This is a genomic window from Agrobacterium tumefaciens str. B6 (assembly GCF_001541315.1).
Lineage (GTDB): Bacteria > Pseudomonadota > Alphaproteobacteria > Rhizobiales > Rhizobiaceae > Agrobacterium > Agrobacterium radiobacter.
On the sequence record NZ_LMVK01000023.1, the window covers coordinates 96,331 to 113,351 of the forward strand.

The 17,021-nt window shown below is 60.7% G+C and carries 14 protein-coding genes and 1 pseudogene; 6 read left to right on the top strand and 9 right to left on the bottom strand.

Annotated elements, in window-relative coordinates:
* Window positions 1-14 precede the first annotated feature (14 nt).
* The gene (gene uxuA / locus ASB65_RS16610; RefSeq protein ID WP_060724728.1) at window positions 15-1,223 is read left to right on the top strand and encodes a mannonate dehydratase; all 1,209 of its coding nucleotides are present in this window, start codon (window positions 15-17) and stop codon (window positions 1,221-1,223) included.
* A 27-nt stretch (window positions 1,224-1,250) separates the two neighbouring features.
* Here uxuA and ASB65_RS16615 read toward each other — a convergent pair whose 3' ends face one another.
* Window positions 1,251-1,604: a hypothetical protein gene (locus ASB65_RS16615; RefSeq protein ID WP_060724974.1), complete on the bottom strand. Its 354-nt coding sequence runs from the start codon at window positions 1,602-1,604 to the stop codon at window positions 1,251-1,253.
* A 244-nt stretch (window positions 1,605-1,848) separates the two neighbouring features.
* On the opposite strand from ASB65_RS16615, the gene ASB65_RS16620 reads away from it, so the two are divergent.
* Complete coding sequence (locus tag ASB65_RS16620) at window positions 1,849-3,360, top strand: aldehyde dehydrogenase (NADP(+)) (RefSeq protein WP_020011811.1); 1,512 nt, start codon at window positions 1,849-1,851, stop codon at window positions 3,358-3,360.
* 303 nt (window positions 3,361-3,663) lie between these two features.
* Window positions 3,664-4,913 (top strand): annotated as a pseudogene (gene aztD / locus ASB65_RS16625) (zinc metallochaperone AztD).
* 66 nt (window positions 4,914-4,979) lie between these two features.
* On the opposite strand, the gene ASB65_RS16630 reads toward aztD, so the two are convergent.
* The 4 genes from ASB65_RS16630 to ASB65_RS16645 are packed head-to-tail and all read right to left on the bottom strand — an operon-like array spanning window position 4,980 to window position 9,834.
* A complete protein-coding gene (locus ASB65_RS16630; RefSeq protein ID WP_060724729.1) occupies window positions 4,980-5,978 on the bottom strand; it encodes a TRAP transporter substrate-binding protein in 999 nt (332 codons plus the stop codon).
* A gap of 16 nt (window positions 5,979-5,994) precedes the next feature.
* Window positions 5,995-7,827, bottom strand: a complete 1,833-nt coding sequence (locus tag ASB65_RS16635) for a TRAP transporter large permease subunit (protein WP_060724730.1) — start codon at window positions 7,825-7,827, stop codon at window positions 5,995-5,997.
* A gap of 31 nt (window positions 7,828-7,858) precedes the next feature.
* Entirely contained in the window at window positions 7,859-8,986 is a 1,128-nt protein-coding gene (locus tag ASB65_RS16640) for an LLM class flavin-dependent oxidoreductase (RefSeq protein WP_020011816.1), read from the bottom strand.
* Window positions 8,983-9,834, bottom strand: coding sequence for an ABC transporter substrate-binding protein (locus ASB65_RS16645; RefSeq protein WP_060724731.1), 852 nt, complete (start codon window positions 9,832-9,834; stop codon window positions 8,983-8,985). Before ASB65_RS16645 ends, ASB65_RS16640 begins: the two co-directional genes overlap by 4 nt.
* A gap of 211 nt (window positions 9,835-10,045) precedes the next feature.
* Here ASB65_RS16645 and ASB65_RS16650 point away from each other — a divergent pair, with 211 nt between their 5' ends.
* Window positions 10,046-10,411: an ArsR/SmtB family transcription factor gene (locus ASB65_RS16650; protein WP_003500789.1), complete on the top strand. Its 366-nt coding sequence runs from the start codon at window positions 10,046-10,048 to the stop codon at window positions 10,409-10,411.
* 1 nt (window position 10,412) lies between these two features.
* Window positions 10,413-11,042 carry a glutathione S-transferase family protein gene (locus tag ASB65_RS16655; RefSeq protein WP_060724732.1) on the top strand — a complete coding sequence of 210 codons (630 nt, stop codon included), beginning with the start codon at window positions 10,413-10,415 and terminating at the stop codon, window positions 11,040-11,042.
* 6 nt (window positions 11,043-11,048) lie between these two features.
* Here the strand turns inward: ASB65_RS16655 and ASB65_RS16660 are convergent, their stop codons facing one another.
* Together ASB65_RS16660 and ASB65_RS16665 are read right to left on the bottom strand one after the other, a co-directional pair.
* A complete protein-coding gene (locus ASB65_RS16660; protein ID WP_060724733.1) occupies window positions 11,049-12,884 on the bottom strand; it encodes an ABC transporter ATP-binding protein in 1,836 nt (611 codons plus the stop codon).
* A gap of 203 nt (window positions 12,885-13,087) precedes the next feature.
* Entirely contained in the window at window positions 13,088-14,284 is a 1,197-nt protein-coding gene (locus tag ASB65_RS16665) for an aminotransferase class V-fold PLP-dependent enzyme (RefSeq protein WP_060724975.1), read from the bottom strand.
* Window positions 14,285-14,373: 89 nt separating this feature from the next.
* Here ASB65_RS16665 and ASB65_RS16670 point away from each other — a divergent pair, with 89 nt between their 5' ends.
* Window positions 14,374-15,210, top strand: a complete 837-nt coding sequence (locus ASB65_RS16670; RefSeq protein ID WP_060724734.1) for an IclR family transcriptional regulator — start codon at window positions 14,374-14,376, stop codon at window positions 15,208-15,210.
* Window positions 15,211-15,216: 6 nt separating this feature from the next.
* Here ASB65_RS16670 and ASB65_RS16675 read toward each other — a convergent pair whose 3' ends face one another.
* A complete protein-coding gene (locus tag ASB65_RS16675) occupies window positions 15,217-15,711 on the bottom strand; it encodes a RidA family protein (protein WP_060724735.1) in 495 nt (164 codons plus the stop codon).
* Window positions 15,712-15,796: 85 nt separating this feature from the next.
* Entirely contained in the window at window positions 15,797-17,020 is a 1,224-nt protein-coding gene (locus ASB65_RS16680) for an amidohydrolase/deacetylase family metallohydrolase (protein ID WP_060724736.1), read from the bottom strand.
* Window position 17,021 lies beyond the last annotated feature (1 nt).

Here is a 17,021-nt window from a genome sequence, read left to right on the forward strand (position 1 = left end):
TTTGAGGATTTAAGATGAGACATACATGGCGCTGGTTCGGCCCGGTCGACAAGGTCACGGTTCAGGATGCGGCTCAGGCGGGGGCGGAAGGCATTGTCAGTGCGCTGCACCACATCGCCACCGGCGATGTCTGGCCGGTGGACGAGATCGCCAAGCGGCATGAGGCCATCAAGGCCGGCGGTCTTTATTGGGACGTGGTGGAAAGCGTGCCCGTTTCCGAGGATATCAAGACCCAGACCGGCGATTGGAAAACACACATATCCAACTGGCAGGAGACGCTGCGCCGCCTTTCCGCCTCCGGCATCCGCACTGTCTGCTACAATTTCATGCCCGTGCTGGACTGGACCCGCACCGACCTGCGCTGGGAAACCAGACACGGCGCGAAGGCGATGCGCTTCGATCTTACCGATTTCGCCGCCTTCGACATTCACATCCTGAAGCGCCCGGACGCAACGGCCGATTATCCGGACTGGCTGGTGGAAGAGGCAGCAAAACGCTTCACTGAGATGCCGGATACAAAAATCGCAGCGCTCGGGCGTAATATCGGCGCGGGTCTGCCGGGCTCGGCGGATGGTTATACGCTTGCCCAGCTTCTGGAAAAGCTGCGCTCCTATCACGGCATTAACCGCGAAAGGCTGCAGCAGAACCTCATCGACTTTCTCTCGGAGGTGACGCCCGTTGCCGAAGAAGTCGGTATCAACATCTGCGCCCATGGTGATGATCCGCCGTGGCCGCTGCTCGGCCTGCCGCGTATCCTCTCCACCGAAGCCGATTATGCCCATATGCTCTCAAAGGTCGATAGCCGCGCCAACGGCGTGACGCTCTGCACCGGCTCTCTCGGCGCGCGGGCCGATAACGACCTGCCCTTCATCGCCAGCCGTTTTGCCGACCGCATCCATTTCGTGCATCTGCGCAACGTGACGCGCGATACCGATACCGTGCCCTGCTCCTTCTTCGAGGATGAACATCTGGAAGGCGGAACCGACATGGTCGCCGTCATCGCCGCACTCGTCACCGAAGAGGCGCGCCGCCGGTCGGAGGGCCGAGAAGACCACACCATTCCAATGCGCCCTGACCACGGCCAGGAAATTCTCGACGACCTGACGCGCGGCGCGCAACCCGGTTATCCCGCCATTGGCCGGCTGAAGGGGCTGGCGGAACTGCGCGGCATCGAGCGCACGCTGTCTCACAGCCGTTTCGGTCTTGCGAACGGCAAAGGCTGAACAGGAGAATTGACCGCGGACGGCCCATCAGCCTGCGGTCAACCGCGCCCGGAAAAAGAGATAGGAGAAGGTTGCAAGTCCACCGGCAACTGCTCCGGCGGCTTTCACGGCGGCATCCGTCAGCTGCGGATGACGTGTCGGAGACAGAAATTGCAGCGCCTCGATGCCGAAAGCCGCGACAACACCCGCCATAATGATCGCCAGCCAATAACGCGGATAGGCGAGCACGAAGGCGGCAGAGCAGAAGGCAAAGGCGGCAGCGCGGTCTATGCCAACCGTCGTCAGCGTATGCGGCCGAAATCCGATCGGGCAGATTGTAACGATCACGATCAGCAGCAGAACCGACCAAGCGACATATTTCGGAAGTCTATTTGTCATCATGGCGTCACAATAAAGCGCCGTGCGCGTAAACGGAAGCGGGTCTTTTTCACGCCTCGCCCAATTAATCACACTTTTCGGTCAGATAGTTGAAAAACCGGCTTTCGCTCAAGCCCCACACGGGCTAAGGCAGAAGGCAACCGGGCGAGGATCGCGGCTGATGGCGTTTGCGCTGTCGCTTTTCGGTCTGGCGTCACGGTGTCGGGTGGATTTTCCACACAGGATCAGATTTTCAGGGAAGAGCACAATGAGTTTCAAGCCGCACGGCAAACATCTGGTTGCAGGAGAATGGGTTGCAACGGAAGCAAAATTCCGCAGCGAGCCTGCACATGGCGAAGCTTTCGATTTTTCGGTCGGCACCGTCGATCTGGTGAACAAGGCCGCAGAAGCAGCCGAAGAAGCCTTCTGGAGCTACGGTTATACCACCCGCGAAGAGCGCGCCGCATTCCTCGACACCATCGCCGATGAGATCGAAGCCCGCGCCGACGCCATCACCGAAATCGGCTCGTCCGAAACCGGCCTGCCCGCAGGACGCCTGCAGGGCGAACGCGGCCGCACCGTTGGCCAGCTCCGTCTCTTCGCTTCGCATATCCGCAAGGGCGACTATCTCGACCGTCGCCATGACGAAGCGCTGCCGGATCGCCAGCCCTTGCCGCGCCCGGATATCCGGCTGATGCAGCGTCCGATCGGCCCCGTTGCGGTCTTCGGCGCCTCCAACTTCCCGCTCGCTTTCTCCACGGCCGGCGGTGATACCGCAGCGGCTCTGGCTGCCGGCTGCCCGGTGGTCGTCAAGGGTCACTCCGCCCATCCCGGCACCGGCGAAATCGTTGCCGAAGCCGTTCTCGCCGCCGTCAAGAAGCACAATCTGCATCCCGGCGTCTTCTCGCTGATCCAGGGCGGCCGCCGCGATGTCGGCTCCGCGCTCGTCCAGCATCCGCGCATCAAGGCAGTCGGCTTCACCGGTTCGCTCGCCGGCGGCCGCGCGCTGTTCGACCTCTGCGCCCAGCGCCCCGAGCCGATCCCTTTCTTCGGCGAACTCGGTTCGGTCAACCCGATGTTCCTGCTGCCGGAAGCCGTTTCCGCTCGCGGTGAAGCCATCGCCAAGGGCTGGGCGGGTTCGCTCACCATGGGTGCCGGCCAGTTCTGCACCAATCCGGGCATTGCCGTCGTTCTTGCCTCGCAGGCAGACACGGTCGCGGAAACCGCGCGTGCTGCTCTTTCCGAAGTCGGCCCGCAGGTCATGCTGACCGATGGCATCGCTTCGGCCTATCGTGATGGCCGCGACCGCATCGCTGCCGGCAACGGCGTGCGCGACGTGCTGACCACCTCCTGCAACCTGCGCAATGCGACACCTTATCTCTACCGTGTTGCCGGCAAGGACTGGGTTGCCAACCATGCACTCGCAGAAGAAGTCTTCGGACCGCTCGGCCTGATCGTCACGGTCGAAAGCACTGAAGAAATGATCGAAGTCGCCAAGAGCTTCGAAGGCCAGCTGACGGCAACCCTGCATCTGGATGCCGGCGACGCCGAACTCGGCCGCAAGCTGCTGCCGATCCTGGAACGCAAGGCGGGCCGCGTTCTCGCCAACGGCTTCCCGACCGGCGTCGAAGTCTCCGAAGCCATGGTTCACGGCGGCCCCTACCCGGCGTCGACGAACTTCGGCGCAACTTCGGTCGGCACCATGTCGATCCGCCGCTTCATGCGCCCGGTTTCTTATCAGAACATTCCTTCGGACGTTCTGCCGGAAGACATTCGCTAACCACTGAAAAGGCAGGCGCGGCAATGCGCCTGCCTTCAGCGCCAGAACCTCCGCTTCCGTCATCCCCGGGTGAAGCCCGAGGATGACGTCGCGTTTGCGGCCTTTCACGGAAGCCCCGACGCTTCAACGCTTCACCGATATACACTTTCCAGATTTTCAGCAGCACGGCGTCCACGTCGGTTGACATGGACCCTGCGCATAATGCAAATACGTCCTTCGTAACGTAATAACATTACAATCATTCTCAAAGACCCGCTATCGGTTCGAACCCGCAAGAGGATGACAACATCTGGAAGGAACACCATGAGATTTTCCCTTCATCACCATTTTGGCGTGAGCGCACTCGCCACATGCCTTGCACTTGCCACGCCGCTCATTCCAGGCATGGCGCTGGCAGAAGAAAGCAGTGACAGCATCAAGGAATGGCGGCTATTCGTCGCCGATCACAGCCAGCCGGTGGTGCGCGCAATCGATTTCGAAACCGGCAAGGAACTTGGGCGCTATGATCTAAAAGGCTATGCGGCGCTGACCGCCAGCGCCTCCGGCAAGACGGTTTTCGCGACGCAATCGGATGCCGACATGGTGCATGTGATCAAGACCGGCATCGTTTTTTCCGATCACGGTGAGCATCGCGATCTGAATGTGGAGGATGCCGCGCTTCTGCCCGTCACCTTCGAAGGCAAGCGCCCTTTCCACGTCGTGCCGCATGATGACCATGCGATCCTCTTTTATGACCGTGGCGGCAAGGCTGAGATAATCGACGAGGGAGCATTGCTTGACGGCAAGGCCAAGGTCCGCACCGTCGACACGACTGCACCGCATCATGGTGTGGCGGTGACGATGGGGCGTTACGTTCTGGTTTCCGTGCCGAATACCGAGGTCGAAACAAAACCCGATGCGCTGCCGCCACGCATAGGGCTGCGCGTTCTCGACATGGAGGGCAAGCAGGTTGCGAACAGGCGGCATGCACCGATCTGCATGGCGAGGCGACATCCGCACGGCTTGTCGCCTTCGGCTGCAAGGAAGGCATTCTCGTTGCCCGCCCGGGCGGCACCGATGGTCCGAAGCTTGAAATGCTGACCTATCCCGAGGATTTCCCGAAAGCCTATACCGGCACACTGCTTGGCGGCAAATCCATGCAGTTCTTCCTCGGCAATTACGGTGAGGACAAGGTCGTCCTGATCGATCCTGATAGCAAGGACGCCTTCCGTCTGGTGGAGCTGCCGACCCGGCGCGTGGATTTCATCCTCGATCCCGCCAATCCGCGCAACGCCTATATTCTGACGGAAGACGGTGACCTGCATGTGCTTGATGTGCTGGAAGGCGCGATTACCCGCAAGGCAAAGGTCACCGAGCCCTACAGCAAGGACGGCCATTGGCGTGATCCGCGCCCGCGTCTGGCCGTTGCCGATGGGCAGGTCGCGATCTCCGATCCGCGCCATTCACTCATCCGCGTGGTGGATGCGGAAAGCCTGAAGGAAACCCGCACGCTTGCGGTGGAAGGCCAGCCCTATTCTATCGTTGCCGTCGGCGGTTCAGGCGCTTCGCACTGATCTTGCGCAAAAAAACCCCGTGCGCCGATCGACGCACGGGGTTCTCCAATTTGGAAGTGCTGATCCTCAGGCGGACTGGATCGCCTCGATCCTGTCGATACCGCCGACGACACCGGCGAAATCCTGCCAGACGCCTTGAGCACCCTTGCGCCATTCATCCAGCGCTTCCGGCTGCAGCACCTTGCCGCCCTTGGAGAGCGCAAGCTCTACGGACTTCGTCTCGTCTTCAACGATCAGCTGGTTGAAATATTGCGCGCCTTCGCTGGAGGCTTCCGAAAGAACTTTCTTTTCCTCATCATCCAGCTGGTTCCAGAAGGTCGCGCCATAATAGACGACGCCCGAGGCCCAGATATGGCCGGTCTCGGTCATATAAGGCACGACCTCGTAAAGCTTGAAGCCGGCATAGGCGGATTTGGTAAGGTCCATGGCGTCAGCCACGCCGGTCGCCAGCGCATTATAGGTTTCGGTAATTGGAATACCGACCGGCGTGGTGCCGAAGGCGCTCCAGAGCTTGGTGTGCAGCGGGCTCTGGATGACGCGGATTTTCTTGCCTTCGAGCTCAGCCGGCCTGGTCACCGGTTCCTTGGTCAGAAGATGACGCGCGCCGTAATTGATGAAATCCACGGCGACGAATTGCTGCGCGCCGAGCTTCGTCTTCAAGTCGTTGCCAGTCTCGCCCGTCACCACCTTGCGCACATGGGCGGCATCGCGGAACAGGAAAGGCAGGTCGAGGATCTGCAGTTCCGGCACCCAGCCGGAAAGCGAGGAAACCGTGGAGAGGCTCGCCTGAACCGATCCCAGACGGATGTTTTCCGCCACTTCTTTTTCGCCACCGAGCGCGCCGCTCTTGACGATGTTGAAGCGGAAACGGCCAGGCAGTTTCGCCTCCACCAGCTCGCTGATCTTCACCCAGATCTTCGTTTCCGGCTTGTCGTCGGCAAAAAGAGACGCAACGGTGAGGCTGCGGGTTCTGGCATTTGCGGTGCGAACGAAGGCCGGTGCGACAAGCGTCGCCGCGCCAATGGCGGAGAATTTGAGGAGATTGCGCCGATCGATAATAGTCATGAATAGAACCCCGGATTTAGGAGAAAATCGCCCAGACGCACAAAATGGCGAGGGAAACGAGAAGAGAGACGAGATAGGGAACAACAGCCCGGAAAAGCGCCGTCGCCGGAATGCGCGTGACGCCGCTGACCACGAAGATCAGCATGCCAAGCGGCGGCGTCAGGCCGTGGATCATCAGATTGACCACAAGGATGACGCCGAAATGGATCGGATCGATGCCGGCGGCCACGGCGGCGGGCAGCAGGATTGGCCCGAACAGCAGGATTGCCGCACCGATATCCAGCACCAGGCCGACCGCGAGCAGGATGAGGTTGGAGAGCAGAAGTACCGCGATCTTGCTGCCGCCGAGCAACGTCACGAAGTTAGTGACGAGGCCGGAGACATTGTCGACCGCCAGCAGGAAGGCGAAAGGTCCGGCCGTGCCGATCAGAAGACCGATGGCCGCTGCCTCACCGGCGGATTGGCGGAAAGTCGCGAAAATGCGGCCCGCACCCAGCCGGTAACCGAAGCCGAGAAGCAGCGTGTAAAGCGCCGCAAGTGCTGCGGCCTCCGTGGTGGTGACGATGCCGATGCGGATGCCGACCACCACGATGACGCCAAGACCGAAGGCCGGTATGGCGGCGATGGCCGAGCGCCAGCGCTCCGTTCCCGTGGCGCGCGGCAAAGTATCGACGCTGCGCACGCTGAAATGGATCGCTACCGCTAGGCAAACCGCCATCAGCCCGCCGGCAAAGAAGCCGCCGACCAGCAGCGAACCGACCGATAGATTGGTGGCTGTGGCAAGGATCAAGAAAGCGATGGAGGGCGGGATGACGTTGTCGAGCACCGAGGTGGCGGCAATGATCGCACCCGCCTGCGCCGGTGGATAGCCGTGCTTGACGAGCTCCGGCTGGAAGGTGGAAGCGCCGAAGGCGGCGTTGGCGACCGAGGAGCCGGAGGCGCCGGAAAACAGCACGCTGGTCAGAAGCGTCGTCTGCGCCAGCCCCGCCCGCCGGTGCCCGACCATGGCGGCGGCAAAGCGAACCAGCTGGTTGGCGACGCCCGATTCCGTCAGCAGGCTTCCGGCGAGCAGGAAGAAGGGGATGGCGAGCAGCAGGAATTTCGACATGCCGGTTACCGTCGAAGACACGATGGCCGGCTCGGGCAAGGTGCTGCCGAAGGCGATCGCCACGTAAGCCGCAGCAAGGAAGGCGTGGGCGAGCGGTGCCGCCAGCACCAGTCCCACCGCCGCCGTCAGCGCCAGAAACAGGCTTGGCGGCAGTGTCGTATCGACGAAAACTTCCGGCAGGCCGACATAGGCCACGACTGCGATGGCGAGAGACGCGAGAAAGGCAAACACCTTGCCTTCACTGATACGCTGAAGCGCGAGATAGAGAAGGATCAGCGCGCCGCCAGCGCCGAGAAAGCCGAACCGCCCCCATTCAGGCAGGCCGAGCGTGGGAGACGTCCCGCCCAGCAGCGCCGCGATCCCCCCCCCGCCGAAAGCGAGGATGAGCGCTGCGACGAAGGAAAAGGCATCCGCCAGAACTTCGGTCGCTGCGTGAAAACGCTCAGGCAGAAACCGCACGAAAACATCAAGCCGCATGGCGAGCGCGCTTTTGAGGCTGAGCGGCGCGCCGACCGCGATCATCGCCACATGCAGCCAGATGCCGAGATCTTCTGCGCCGATAAAGCCGGTGTGAAAGATATAACGCAGGGTGACATTGACCAGCACCACCACGAGAAGCGTGGCAAGGATTGCGGCGGCGACAGCACCGAGCGCCTTGTCCAGCACGGCAAGCACCCGCTCGGCTACGCGTTGGGGGCCGATGCGCCGTTGTGCAATTGTTGTTGCCGGACTTGCCGTCATGTCTTTTTTCTCCACTCCCGGAAGGCCATGCTTACGATGCCTTTGCCGAGAGGTCGCGGTCGAACAAGGTCGACCAGGTGAATTGTTTGGCCGACGAGACTTCCCGCGATACATCGAGACGCGGAAGAACCTTTTCCCCGAAGCGGAAGGCCTCCTCCAGCAATGGCATGCCGGAGAGAATAAAGGTATTCACACCCGCCTTTTTATAGGCCTCCAGCGTGCGGATGACGGTATCGGGCGAGCCGACAATCGCGGTGCCCGGTCCCGGCCGGACAAGACCGATACCGGCCCAGAGATTGGGCGCGATTTCGAGATCGCGCAGGTTCTCCGGCTTCTGCCCGCCATGCATCGCCGTCATGCGCTGCTGGCCGACGGAATCCGTCTTGCCGACGAAACGCTGGTTGGCGGCAATGGCGCGCTCATCCATACGCCCGTAGAGATCGGCTGCGGCGGCCCATGCCTCTTCATCGGTATCGCGGACGATGACATAAAGCCGAATACCGTATTCCAGCTCGCGGCCGAGTTTCTCCGCCCGCGCCTTGACGAGATCGACCTTCGCACCGATCTGGTCTGGCGTTTCGCCCCAGGAAAGATAGGTCTCGACATGTTTGGCCGCAACGTCGATCGCCTTATCCGACGAGCCGCCGAACCATAACGGTGGCGGCTCGATGCCCTGCCCCACCGGCAGCGCCAACTTTGCGCCTTCGGTCTGGAAATGCCGCCCCTTGAAATCGACCGTCTCACCGGCAAAAAGACGGTGCCAGATCTGCAGATATTCATCCGCCATATCGTAACGTTCGTCATGCGGCATGGTCATGCCGTAAGCGCCGAGCATCTTCGCATCGCCCGAGACGACATTGATCAGCAGACGTCCGCGCGAAAACTCCTGAAGCGTCGCCGCCATCTTGGCGAGCAGCGTTGGCGCGACAAGGCCAGGATGAATGGCGACCAGAAACTTCAGCCGCTCGGTATAGGAAAGCAGCGCGCCCGCCAGAACCCAGACGTCATGCGCACCGGTGGCAAACAACGCACCGGTGTAACCAAGCTGGTCATAGGCAAGCGCCAGTTGCTTGTAATAACCGAGATCGACCTTGCGGGATCCTTCCGGTTGCCAGGGATAAGCGCCATCGGGCGCGCACATGTACCAGAAAACATTCATCTGTCGCCTCCCGCGCTGGCTGATTGCCCCGTCAGAACCGGTAAAGAGAAATGGCCGTGCCTGTAAAGCGTATCGGCCTCCTCCTGCTGTTCGGCAAGGATATTTTCGGCGGCGGGCACCACCGAAAGATCGCGCGAACGCAGCACCTTTGCCCATGACTGCGCGTCGCCTTCGCTGCCCGGCTCGGCGGCAAGAAGGGCTGCGGCCCTGTCTATATCCGCCATGACGGCCCGGCCAACGCGGTCCAGTTCGGCGGCAATCGCCTCGCGCCTCTCCAGTGCCACAGTGTGACGCGCAAGCGTCCAGAACAGCGAGCGGTTGGGAATGGTGGAGCCGCAACGGACCAGAAGACTGATCTCTTCATGGGTCAGGGCTTTTTCGAGCCGTGGCGACATCGTCACCCAGGCATCGACGCGGCCTTCCAAGAGGTCGCGCAGGCTGTCGCTGTCGCCGCTTTCGATGCGGGTCACGTCTGCAAGACCAAGCCCGGCCCCTTCCAGACTGCGCGCCAGAAGATAGGTATGAAAAGACCCGTCGATCAGCGATATGCGTTTTCCCGAGAGATCGGCTGCAGAGCGGATCGGGCTACCCCGCCGCACGAGGATCGCGCCGTTTGCTGGCCTCGGCGCAGAAGCCGCGATATAGGCTGCGGAAAGCCCGCGCGCATCCGCCTCAATGGGCGGCGTCGAACCTGTGCCGCCGAAATGAATGTCGCCTTTTTCCAGAAGCGCTGCCGTATCGCGCCCTTCGCAATAGGGCACAAATTCTGGATCGAATTCATCAAAGGCGCCGGGCCAGAGCCGGGCGAGCCGCAAATGCAGATTGTTGGGATGGACCCCGATTTTCATGTCGACACCTCATTTCGCAATCAATCTACTTTTTTATAGAATGTTTTCGAGGAACGTTTTGGCTATCCTTGTCCGGAAAGCGAAAGAGAAATCTACTAATCCTGTAGATTTTAAAAAATGCTTGATCTGGTCAAACAGGGATTAATCAAGCCATTGAAATTTATCGCGATACAATTTACTTTTTTATAGTTTGAAAAATGGGCCTGTAGTCGTGACGAAACCGGTTTCCAATCTCATCTGCCGCAGCGTGGTGGAGGCGAGCGAGCTTTTGAAGCTTGTCGCCAACGCCAATCGCCTGGCCATTGTCTGTTATCTCATGGAAACGGAAGCCTCCGTTTCAGCACTTGAATATGAGCTCGGCATCCAGCAACCGACGCTTTCCCAGCAGCTTGCCGAATTGCGTGACGCCGGTGTCATCGAAGGCTCGCGGGAAGGCAAACAGGTGATCTACCGTGTCACCGATCCGCGCATCGTCCAGCTGGTTCTGACATTACGAGGTCTTTATACGGATCTTTCCGACGTGACCGGCAAGAAAGGCAGGCGGGCTTTGCCGTTAGACGAGGCGATGTTCGATTAGCATGATCGACCTCTATACTTGGGTCACCCCCAACGGCCTGAAAATCTCGATTGCGCTGGAAGAACTCGGCCTGCCCTATGTCAGCCACGCCATCGACATCGAAAAAGGCGAGCAATTCTCAGCCGATTATACCCGCATCAATCCCGGCTCGAAAATCCCCGCGATCGCCGATCGCGATAACGGCACCATCCTGACGGAATCGAATGCGATCCTGATCTATCTCGCCGAAAAGGCCGGGCGGCTTCTGCCAGCCTCCACTGCTGCGCGACTGACCGTCACCGAATGGCTGATGTGGCAGGCCGCGAACTTTGGCCCCACACTCGGGTATGCCCATTATTTCCTAACGTATAATGCCGGACAGGCACCCTTTGCCGAGACGCGTTTCACGACGGATGTGGAGCGGCTATACAGGACGTTGAACGACCGGCTGACAGGCCGGGAATTCATCGCCGGAGATTTCTCCATAGCCGATATCGCCATCTGGCCATGGGTCTCGCGTTTCGCGCGCCACAAAATCGACCTCGATGATTTTCCGGCAGTACAGCAATGGTATCGCCAGCTCGGACAGCGCGAAACTTTCCGGCGCGGTTACCGCGTGCCTTTCGCGACTTCCGACGTACCGGGACTTTAACCTGCTTTAGCACGCGACAAGGTGGCCGGGCGAGACCTCGCGGTACTCACGCGGTTTCACCACGTAGTCGACCGCGCGGATCGGGCTTTTCAGCTCGTCATTCGCGGCATTTCGCCGGGTATTTCTGCGGTCCGGGTCCGGCACCGGCACGGCGGCCATCAACTTGCGGGTGTAATCATGCTGCGGATTGTCGAATACCGCCGCGCGCGGGCCGATCTCGACGATTTCGCCGAGATACATCACCGCCACCCGGTGGCTGACGCGTTCCACCACCGCCATGTCATGGCTGATGAACAGGAAGGCGAGATCGAGGCTCTGCTGCAAATCCAGCATCAGGTTGATCACCTGCGCCTTGATCGAAACATCAAGCGCCGAAACGCTCTCATCGGCGACAATCACCTTCGGCTGAAGCGCAAGCGCGCGGGCGATGCAGATGCGCTGGCGCTGGCCGCCCGAGAATTCGTGGGGGTAACGCGCCGCCATATCGGGCGAGAGACCGACTTTTTTGAGCATGTCGGCCACCACGTCCTTCGCCTCGCGGGCGCTTCCCATGCGATGCTCCAGAAAGGGTTCGGCAATCGCCGCACCCACCGTCATGCGTGGATTGAGCGAGGCGAAGGGGTCCTGAAAGATCATCTGCACCGTCTTGCGCATCTCGCGCATGCCTGATTTGTCGAGAGCGAGAATATTCTCGCCATTGACCACCACTGAGCCGGCATCCGGCTCGATCAGCCGCATGATGGCACGTCCCGTTGTCGATTTTCCGCAACCGCTTTCGCCGACCAAGGACAATGTTTCGCCGGCTCTCAGATCGAAGGACACATTCTCCACCGCATGCACGCGGCCGCTGAGCCGTCCCAAAAGGCCGGAGTGAATATCGAAGCGCTTGGTCAGCCCTTCCACCTTCAGCACCGGCTGGGCGCTCGCATCGACGGTATCGCCCGGGCGCGCCGGCTGCTGCGTTTGCCCCGTGGTGGTGTTGACGATGGGAAACCGGAGCGGTCTTTCCTCACCTGTCATGGAGCCCAGAACCGGAACGGCGGACAAAAGCGCCCGGGTATAGGGATGTTTGCCGCGATGGAAAATATCGGCCGTCGCGCCGACTTCCACCTGCTCGCCGCGATACATGACGACGGTGCGGTCGGCGATCTCAGCCACCACGCCCATATCGTGGGTGATGAACAGAACCGACGTGCCCTCCTCTTCCTGCAGCGTCTTGATGAGGTCGAGAATCTGGCCCTGAATGGTGACGTCGAGCGCCGTTGTCGGCTCATCGGCAATCAAGAGCTTTGGTTTGGAGGCCAGCGCCATGGCGATCATCACGCGCTGGCGCATGCCGCCGGAAAAGCGATGCGGATATTCATCGAAACGCGATGAGGCCGAAGGAATACGGACTTTTTCGAGAAGGCGGATCGTCTCAGCCCGCGCATCCGCCCTGGACATCGGCTGGTGACACAGCAAGGCTTCGGAAATCTGGTCACCGATGGTGAAGAGCGGATTGAGGCTGGTCATCGGCTCCTGAAAGATCATGGCGACATCGTTGCCGCGCACCTGCCGCATGGCATCTTCGGAAAGGGAGAGCAGGTTGCGCCCGCCAAGCAGGATTTCACCCTGAACCCTGCTGCTTTCCCGATCCAGCAGCCGCATGATGGAGAGCGAGGTGACGCTTTTGCCCGAACCGCTTTCACCAACGATCGCGACCGTCTCGCCCGGCCCGACATCGAAGGAAATATCACGAACCACGGGCTTCCAGCCGCCATCCACGTGAAAGGACGTGGTGAGATTGCGGACGGAAAGCACCGGCTCATTGGCACCAAGGGGTGCGGCCTGCGGCATGGTCATGATCGTTCCCTTCTATTATTCTGGTTGCAATGTTTTAGGCGGGCAGTTGCCGCGAGTTTCTTCTCCCCGAGGGGGGGAAGGTGGCCCGAAGGGTCGGATGAGGGGGCAAGCTCTCCGAAATATCTTACCCTCGCCCCCTCATCCCGCTGCCGCGACCTTCTCCCCCTCGGGGAGAAGAAACAAGTGGCACCCGCTCGCTTCACTTAATCCGGCCAGCGCAGCATGCCGTCGAAGCGGTGGCGGCTGCGGTCTTCGAAAGATGTTGCAATCACCTCGTTGGAGGCGCGCGCCTTGTCCAGTTCCTCGGCGAGACGCGAAGCCACGATGGTTTCCTGGCCGGGGTGAAGGTTGCAGGGGTCGAGATAGAAATAGCGATGCTCCACCTCGTGGTCGCGGGTGATGATCGGAGGATTGCCCCTGGCCAACGCCGTCGTCAGGTCCCAGGCGGTGATATGCGCTTCCTCGGCATTGATGATAACGCGCAGCCTGTCGAGCGGGTTATTGGTCGGATCCGGCTCGATCAGCGCTGTCACGCCGGGGCGGCCATCCAGTGTTTCCTTCCAGAGATTGAGATAGCCGGTCTCACGCTCACGGATGCCGGCATGGTCGCGCTTTTCCCAGGCTTCCAGCGCCGCCATGACGCCGTAGATGCTTTCCTTGCCGACCTTCATGCCGCGGCCGATGCCCATATTCTGCAGGAAGGCGTTGCGCACCAACTCCTTTTTGCCGGCCACGATGCCGGAGGTGGGGCCGCCGAGGAACTTGTGGCCGGAATAGAGCACGACATCCGCACCCGTCGCCAGAAACAGCTTCAGATCATATTCGGAAGCGGCATCGACGATGACAGGCACACCCTTGGCATGGGCGATCTCGACAAATTCGGAAAGATGCAGCAGGCCGTAATCGACCACATGGTGCGAGATGACATAAACCGCCGCCGCCGTCTTGTCGGTGATTGCGTTTTCCATGTGAAAACGGTGAGTGGACGTCGCCTGCCCGACCAGCACCACCTTGCCGCCGCCAAGCCGGATCGCCTGGTCCACCGGTGCGCCATAGCTCACCACATGCCCCATCTGCACCAGAACCTCGTTCTTTTCCGGCGTCACATCGGGCAGCTTTTCGATGGCCAGAAGATTGTTGCCGGTGATCGCACCCGCCACCGCAAGGCTGATGCCGGAGGAGCAGGAGGCCGTGATGAAACCGGCCTCACCGCCCGTCAGCCTTGCGATCACCGCGCTTGCCTTGCGCTGCAGATCGTTGATCTCGACAAATTGCGGCAGGATGGCCGCCATGGCTTCAACCGCTTCCGGAACGACGATGGAAGCGCCGAGCGAGGTCATGGTGCCCGAGACGTTGATGACCGGGCGAAGGCCGATCCTGCTTCTGATATCCTCGGTCATGTCTTTCTCCTGTCTTTGCGATGCGATGGGCATCGACATATATGCCATAATAATGTAATAGCTTCTCAAAATTCATGAGGAGCCGGAAATTGGACGCCCACAGACTGGACGAATTGTCTTCAACCGCCCCGTCCGACGCAGCGGAAAACCCGGACGCGAAGGCGGTAAAGCGCTCGCGCGTCAGCGGCATTGACCGCGCTCTTCAGGTGATTGATTACCTTTACGAAACCGGATCGCCAGCCGGTGCTTACGCCATCGCCAAGGCGATAAAGGCGCCGCTTTCCACGGTCTATGTGATCATCGACGATCTCGTGGAAAAGAACATGCTGGCCCGCAATGCCGACGGCAACATCTGGCTCGGCGCGCGCCTTTACCATTACGGCCTTGCCTATGCCCGCTCGCTGGATTTCATGGGCGTCGCCACGCATGAAATGCATGATCTGTGCCGCCATGCGGGCGAGACCGTGCAGCTTTGCGGTCGTGACGGCGACCATATGCTTGTGCTGGCCATGGCCGATGGGCCGAGCCATTTTCAGGTTGCCTCGCGCGTCGGCACCCGTGTTCCCTTGAACTGGACCGCGTCCGGCCGCCTGCTGGTCGGCCACCTGCCGGAAGCGGAGCGTCTCGAACTTTTCCGGCGCTGCGCCCGCTCTTCGCCGACCGGTCGCGCGGAGATCAATCCGGAAACACTGTCGCAATCGGCGGCGACCGCCTTCCATGACCGGTTGTCGATACAGGTTGCCGAATCCGATTACGCCGTGGCCTGCATTGCCTCGCCGATCTGCGATAACAGGGGCGAATGCGTTGCAACGATCTCCATCGTGCTGCCGGAACAGAAGGTGCTGGCGGACGAGAACCACTACACCGAACAGGTCAGGGTCTCGGCGGAGCGGATCGAAAAGCTGATGGGCTGGCGCAACCATTAAATAGCCTCACCCCTTGAGCGCGACGATCGCTTCGATCTCGACGGTGATATTGCCCGGCAATGAGCCGAAACCCACGGCGGAACGGGCATGCTGCCCGGCATCGCCGAACACGTCGATGAAGAGATCGGAGCAGCCGTTGATGACGCTCGGATGATCACGGAAATCGCTGACGGCATTAACCATGCCCAGCAGTTTCACCACCTTCTTCACCCGCGCCAGATCCCCCAGCGCCTCGTGCATGACGGCAAGCAGATTGATGCCGGTGAGCCGCGCATGGTTATAGGCCTCTTCCAGCCCGATTTCCGCGCCCACCTTGCCGGCGTAAAGATGGCCGTTTTCCTCCCTCGGGCCCTGCCCTGAAAGGTAAAGCATGTTGCCTTCCACCACATGGGTGACGAAATTGGCAATCGGCGGCGGCGGCGGCGGCAGGGAGATGCCGAGCGCGGCAAGCCGGTCGTAGGGCGAAAGATGCCCTTCGGCATCAAGCGAAGACTGTTTCACGCGAATTCCTCATAATGCCGGGACGGGTATCCCGTCGTGTCTGCGGAAGGCGAAAGGCAATGCCCTCCGCCATTCCAGTCGGGGGTCAGCGCCAGGAATAACCATGGCTGTGGCGCACCAGCTTGCGCGCCCTTGGGATATAGCGGCTGGCGGCGATCGCTTCCGCGCCGATGACCGCGTAACGCGGCTCGAACAGGCGCTTCAGACGCGACACGTCACCATTGGAATCGGTCGCTTCGAGATCGGCATCGACAAGATCGAAGACAGTGAAATCAGCGCGCTGGCCGACATCGAGGCGGTTTTCCATATCGAGGCGAATGATGGAGGCCGGGTTGCGGGTGACGGCTTCGACCACCTTTTCGAAGGGCATATCGACCGACAGCAGCTTCGACATGGTCGTCGCGAGATCCCAGACTGGGAAATTCATCGAATGGCCATGCAAATCCGTGGAGATCGAGAAGGGCAAAAGGCCACGCGCAATCGCCGCTTCCGCCACCTTGAAGGAGAAGGATGCGCCGCCATGGCCGATATCCAGCCGGATGCCTTCCCCCGCGCAGCGTTCCGCAAGGTTGAACAGGTCCTCGTCTTCCATGATGCTGGAGCCCGACTTGCCGTTGAAGCAATGGGTCACGACATCGCCGGGGCCGAGAATTTCCAGCACCTCATCGTAAAGTGCCGGCGGTTCACCCACATGCACCATCATCGGCACTTTCAGGATCTTGGCGATCTTCTTGCCGAGCTTGACCGGTGTAACACCCCAGGAGCCGGTGATGACATGGCTCGCCCGCACCTTGAGGCCAACGATATGCTCGCTGTTCTCGGCATAACATTCAAGGATGCGGTCGAGGTCGATATCCTTGATATCGCGCAGTTCCGGCACCCGGTTGCAGGCGACAAGCCCGATGGAGCCGAGATTGAGGAAGGCCTTGATACGTTCTTTCGAGGGCTCGATGATATATTCGCGGAAACCGTGGAAATTTGCTTCCCCCGCCGAACCGGCATCCACCAGCGTCGTCACGCCGCGCTCAGCACCGCATTCGGAGGGACGGATGGAGATATCGGTGCCGCCATGCCAGATATGCACATGCAGATCGACCCAGCCGGGCGAGATGAACGCGCCCTTGGCGTCGATGCGCTGCGCATCCGCCGACGCCTGAAGGGCTGGCCCAACCGCCGCGATCTTGCCGTCGCCGCCGATCAGAATATCGGTCGAGGCCTGTGATGCCCCCTTTTCGAAGCCGACGGGTTTCACATTGGAGAGAAGAATGGGAGCTTGAAGAGGCGTTTTCGCCTGTTCACCGGACGTCATA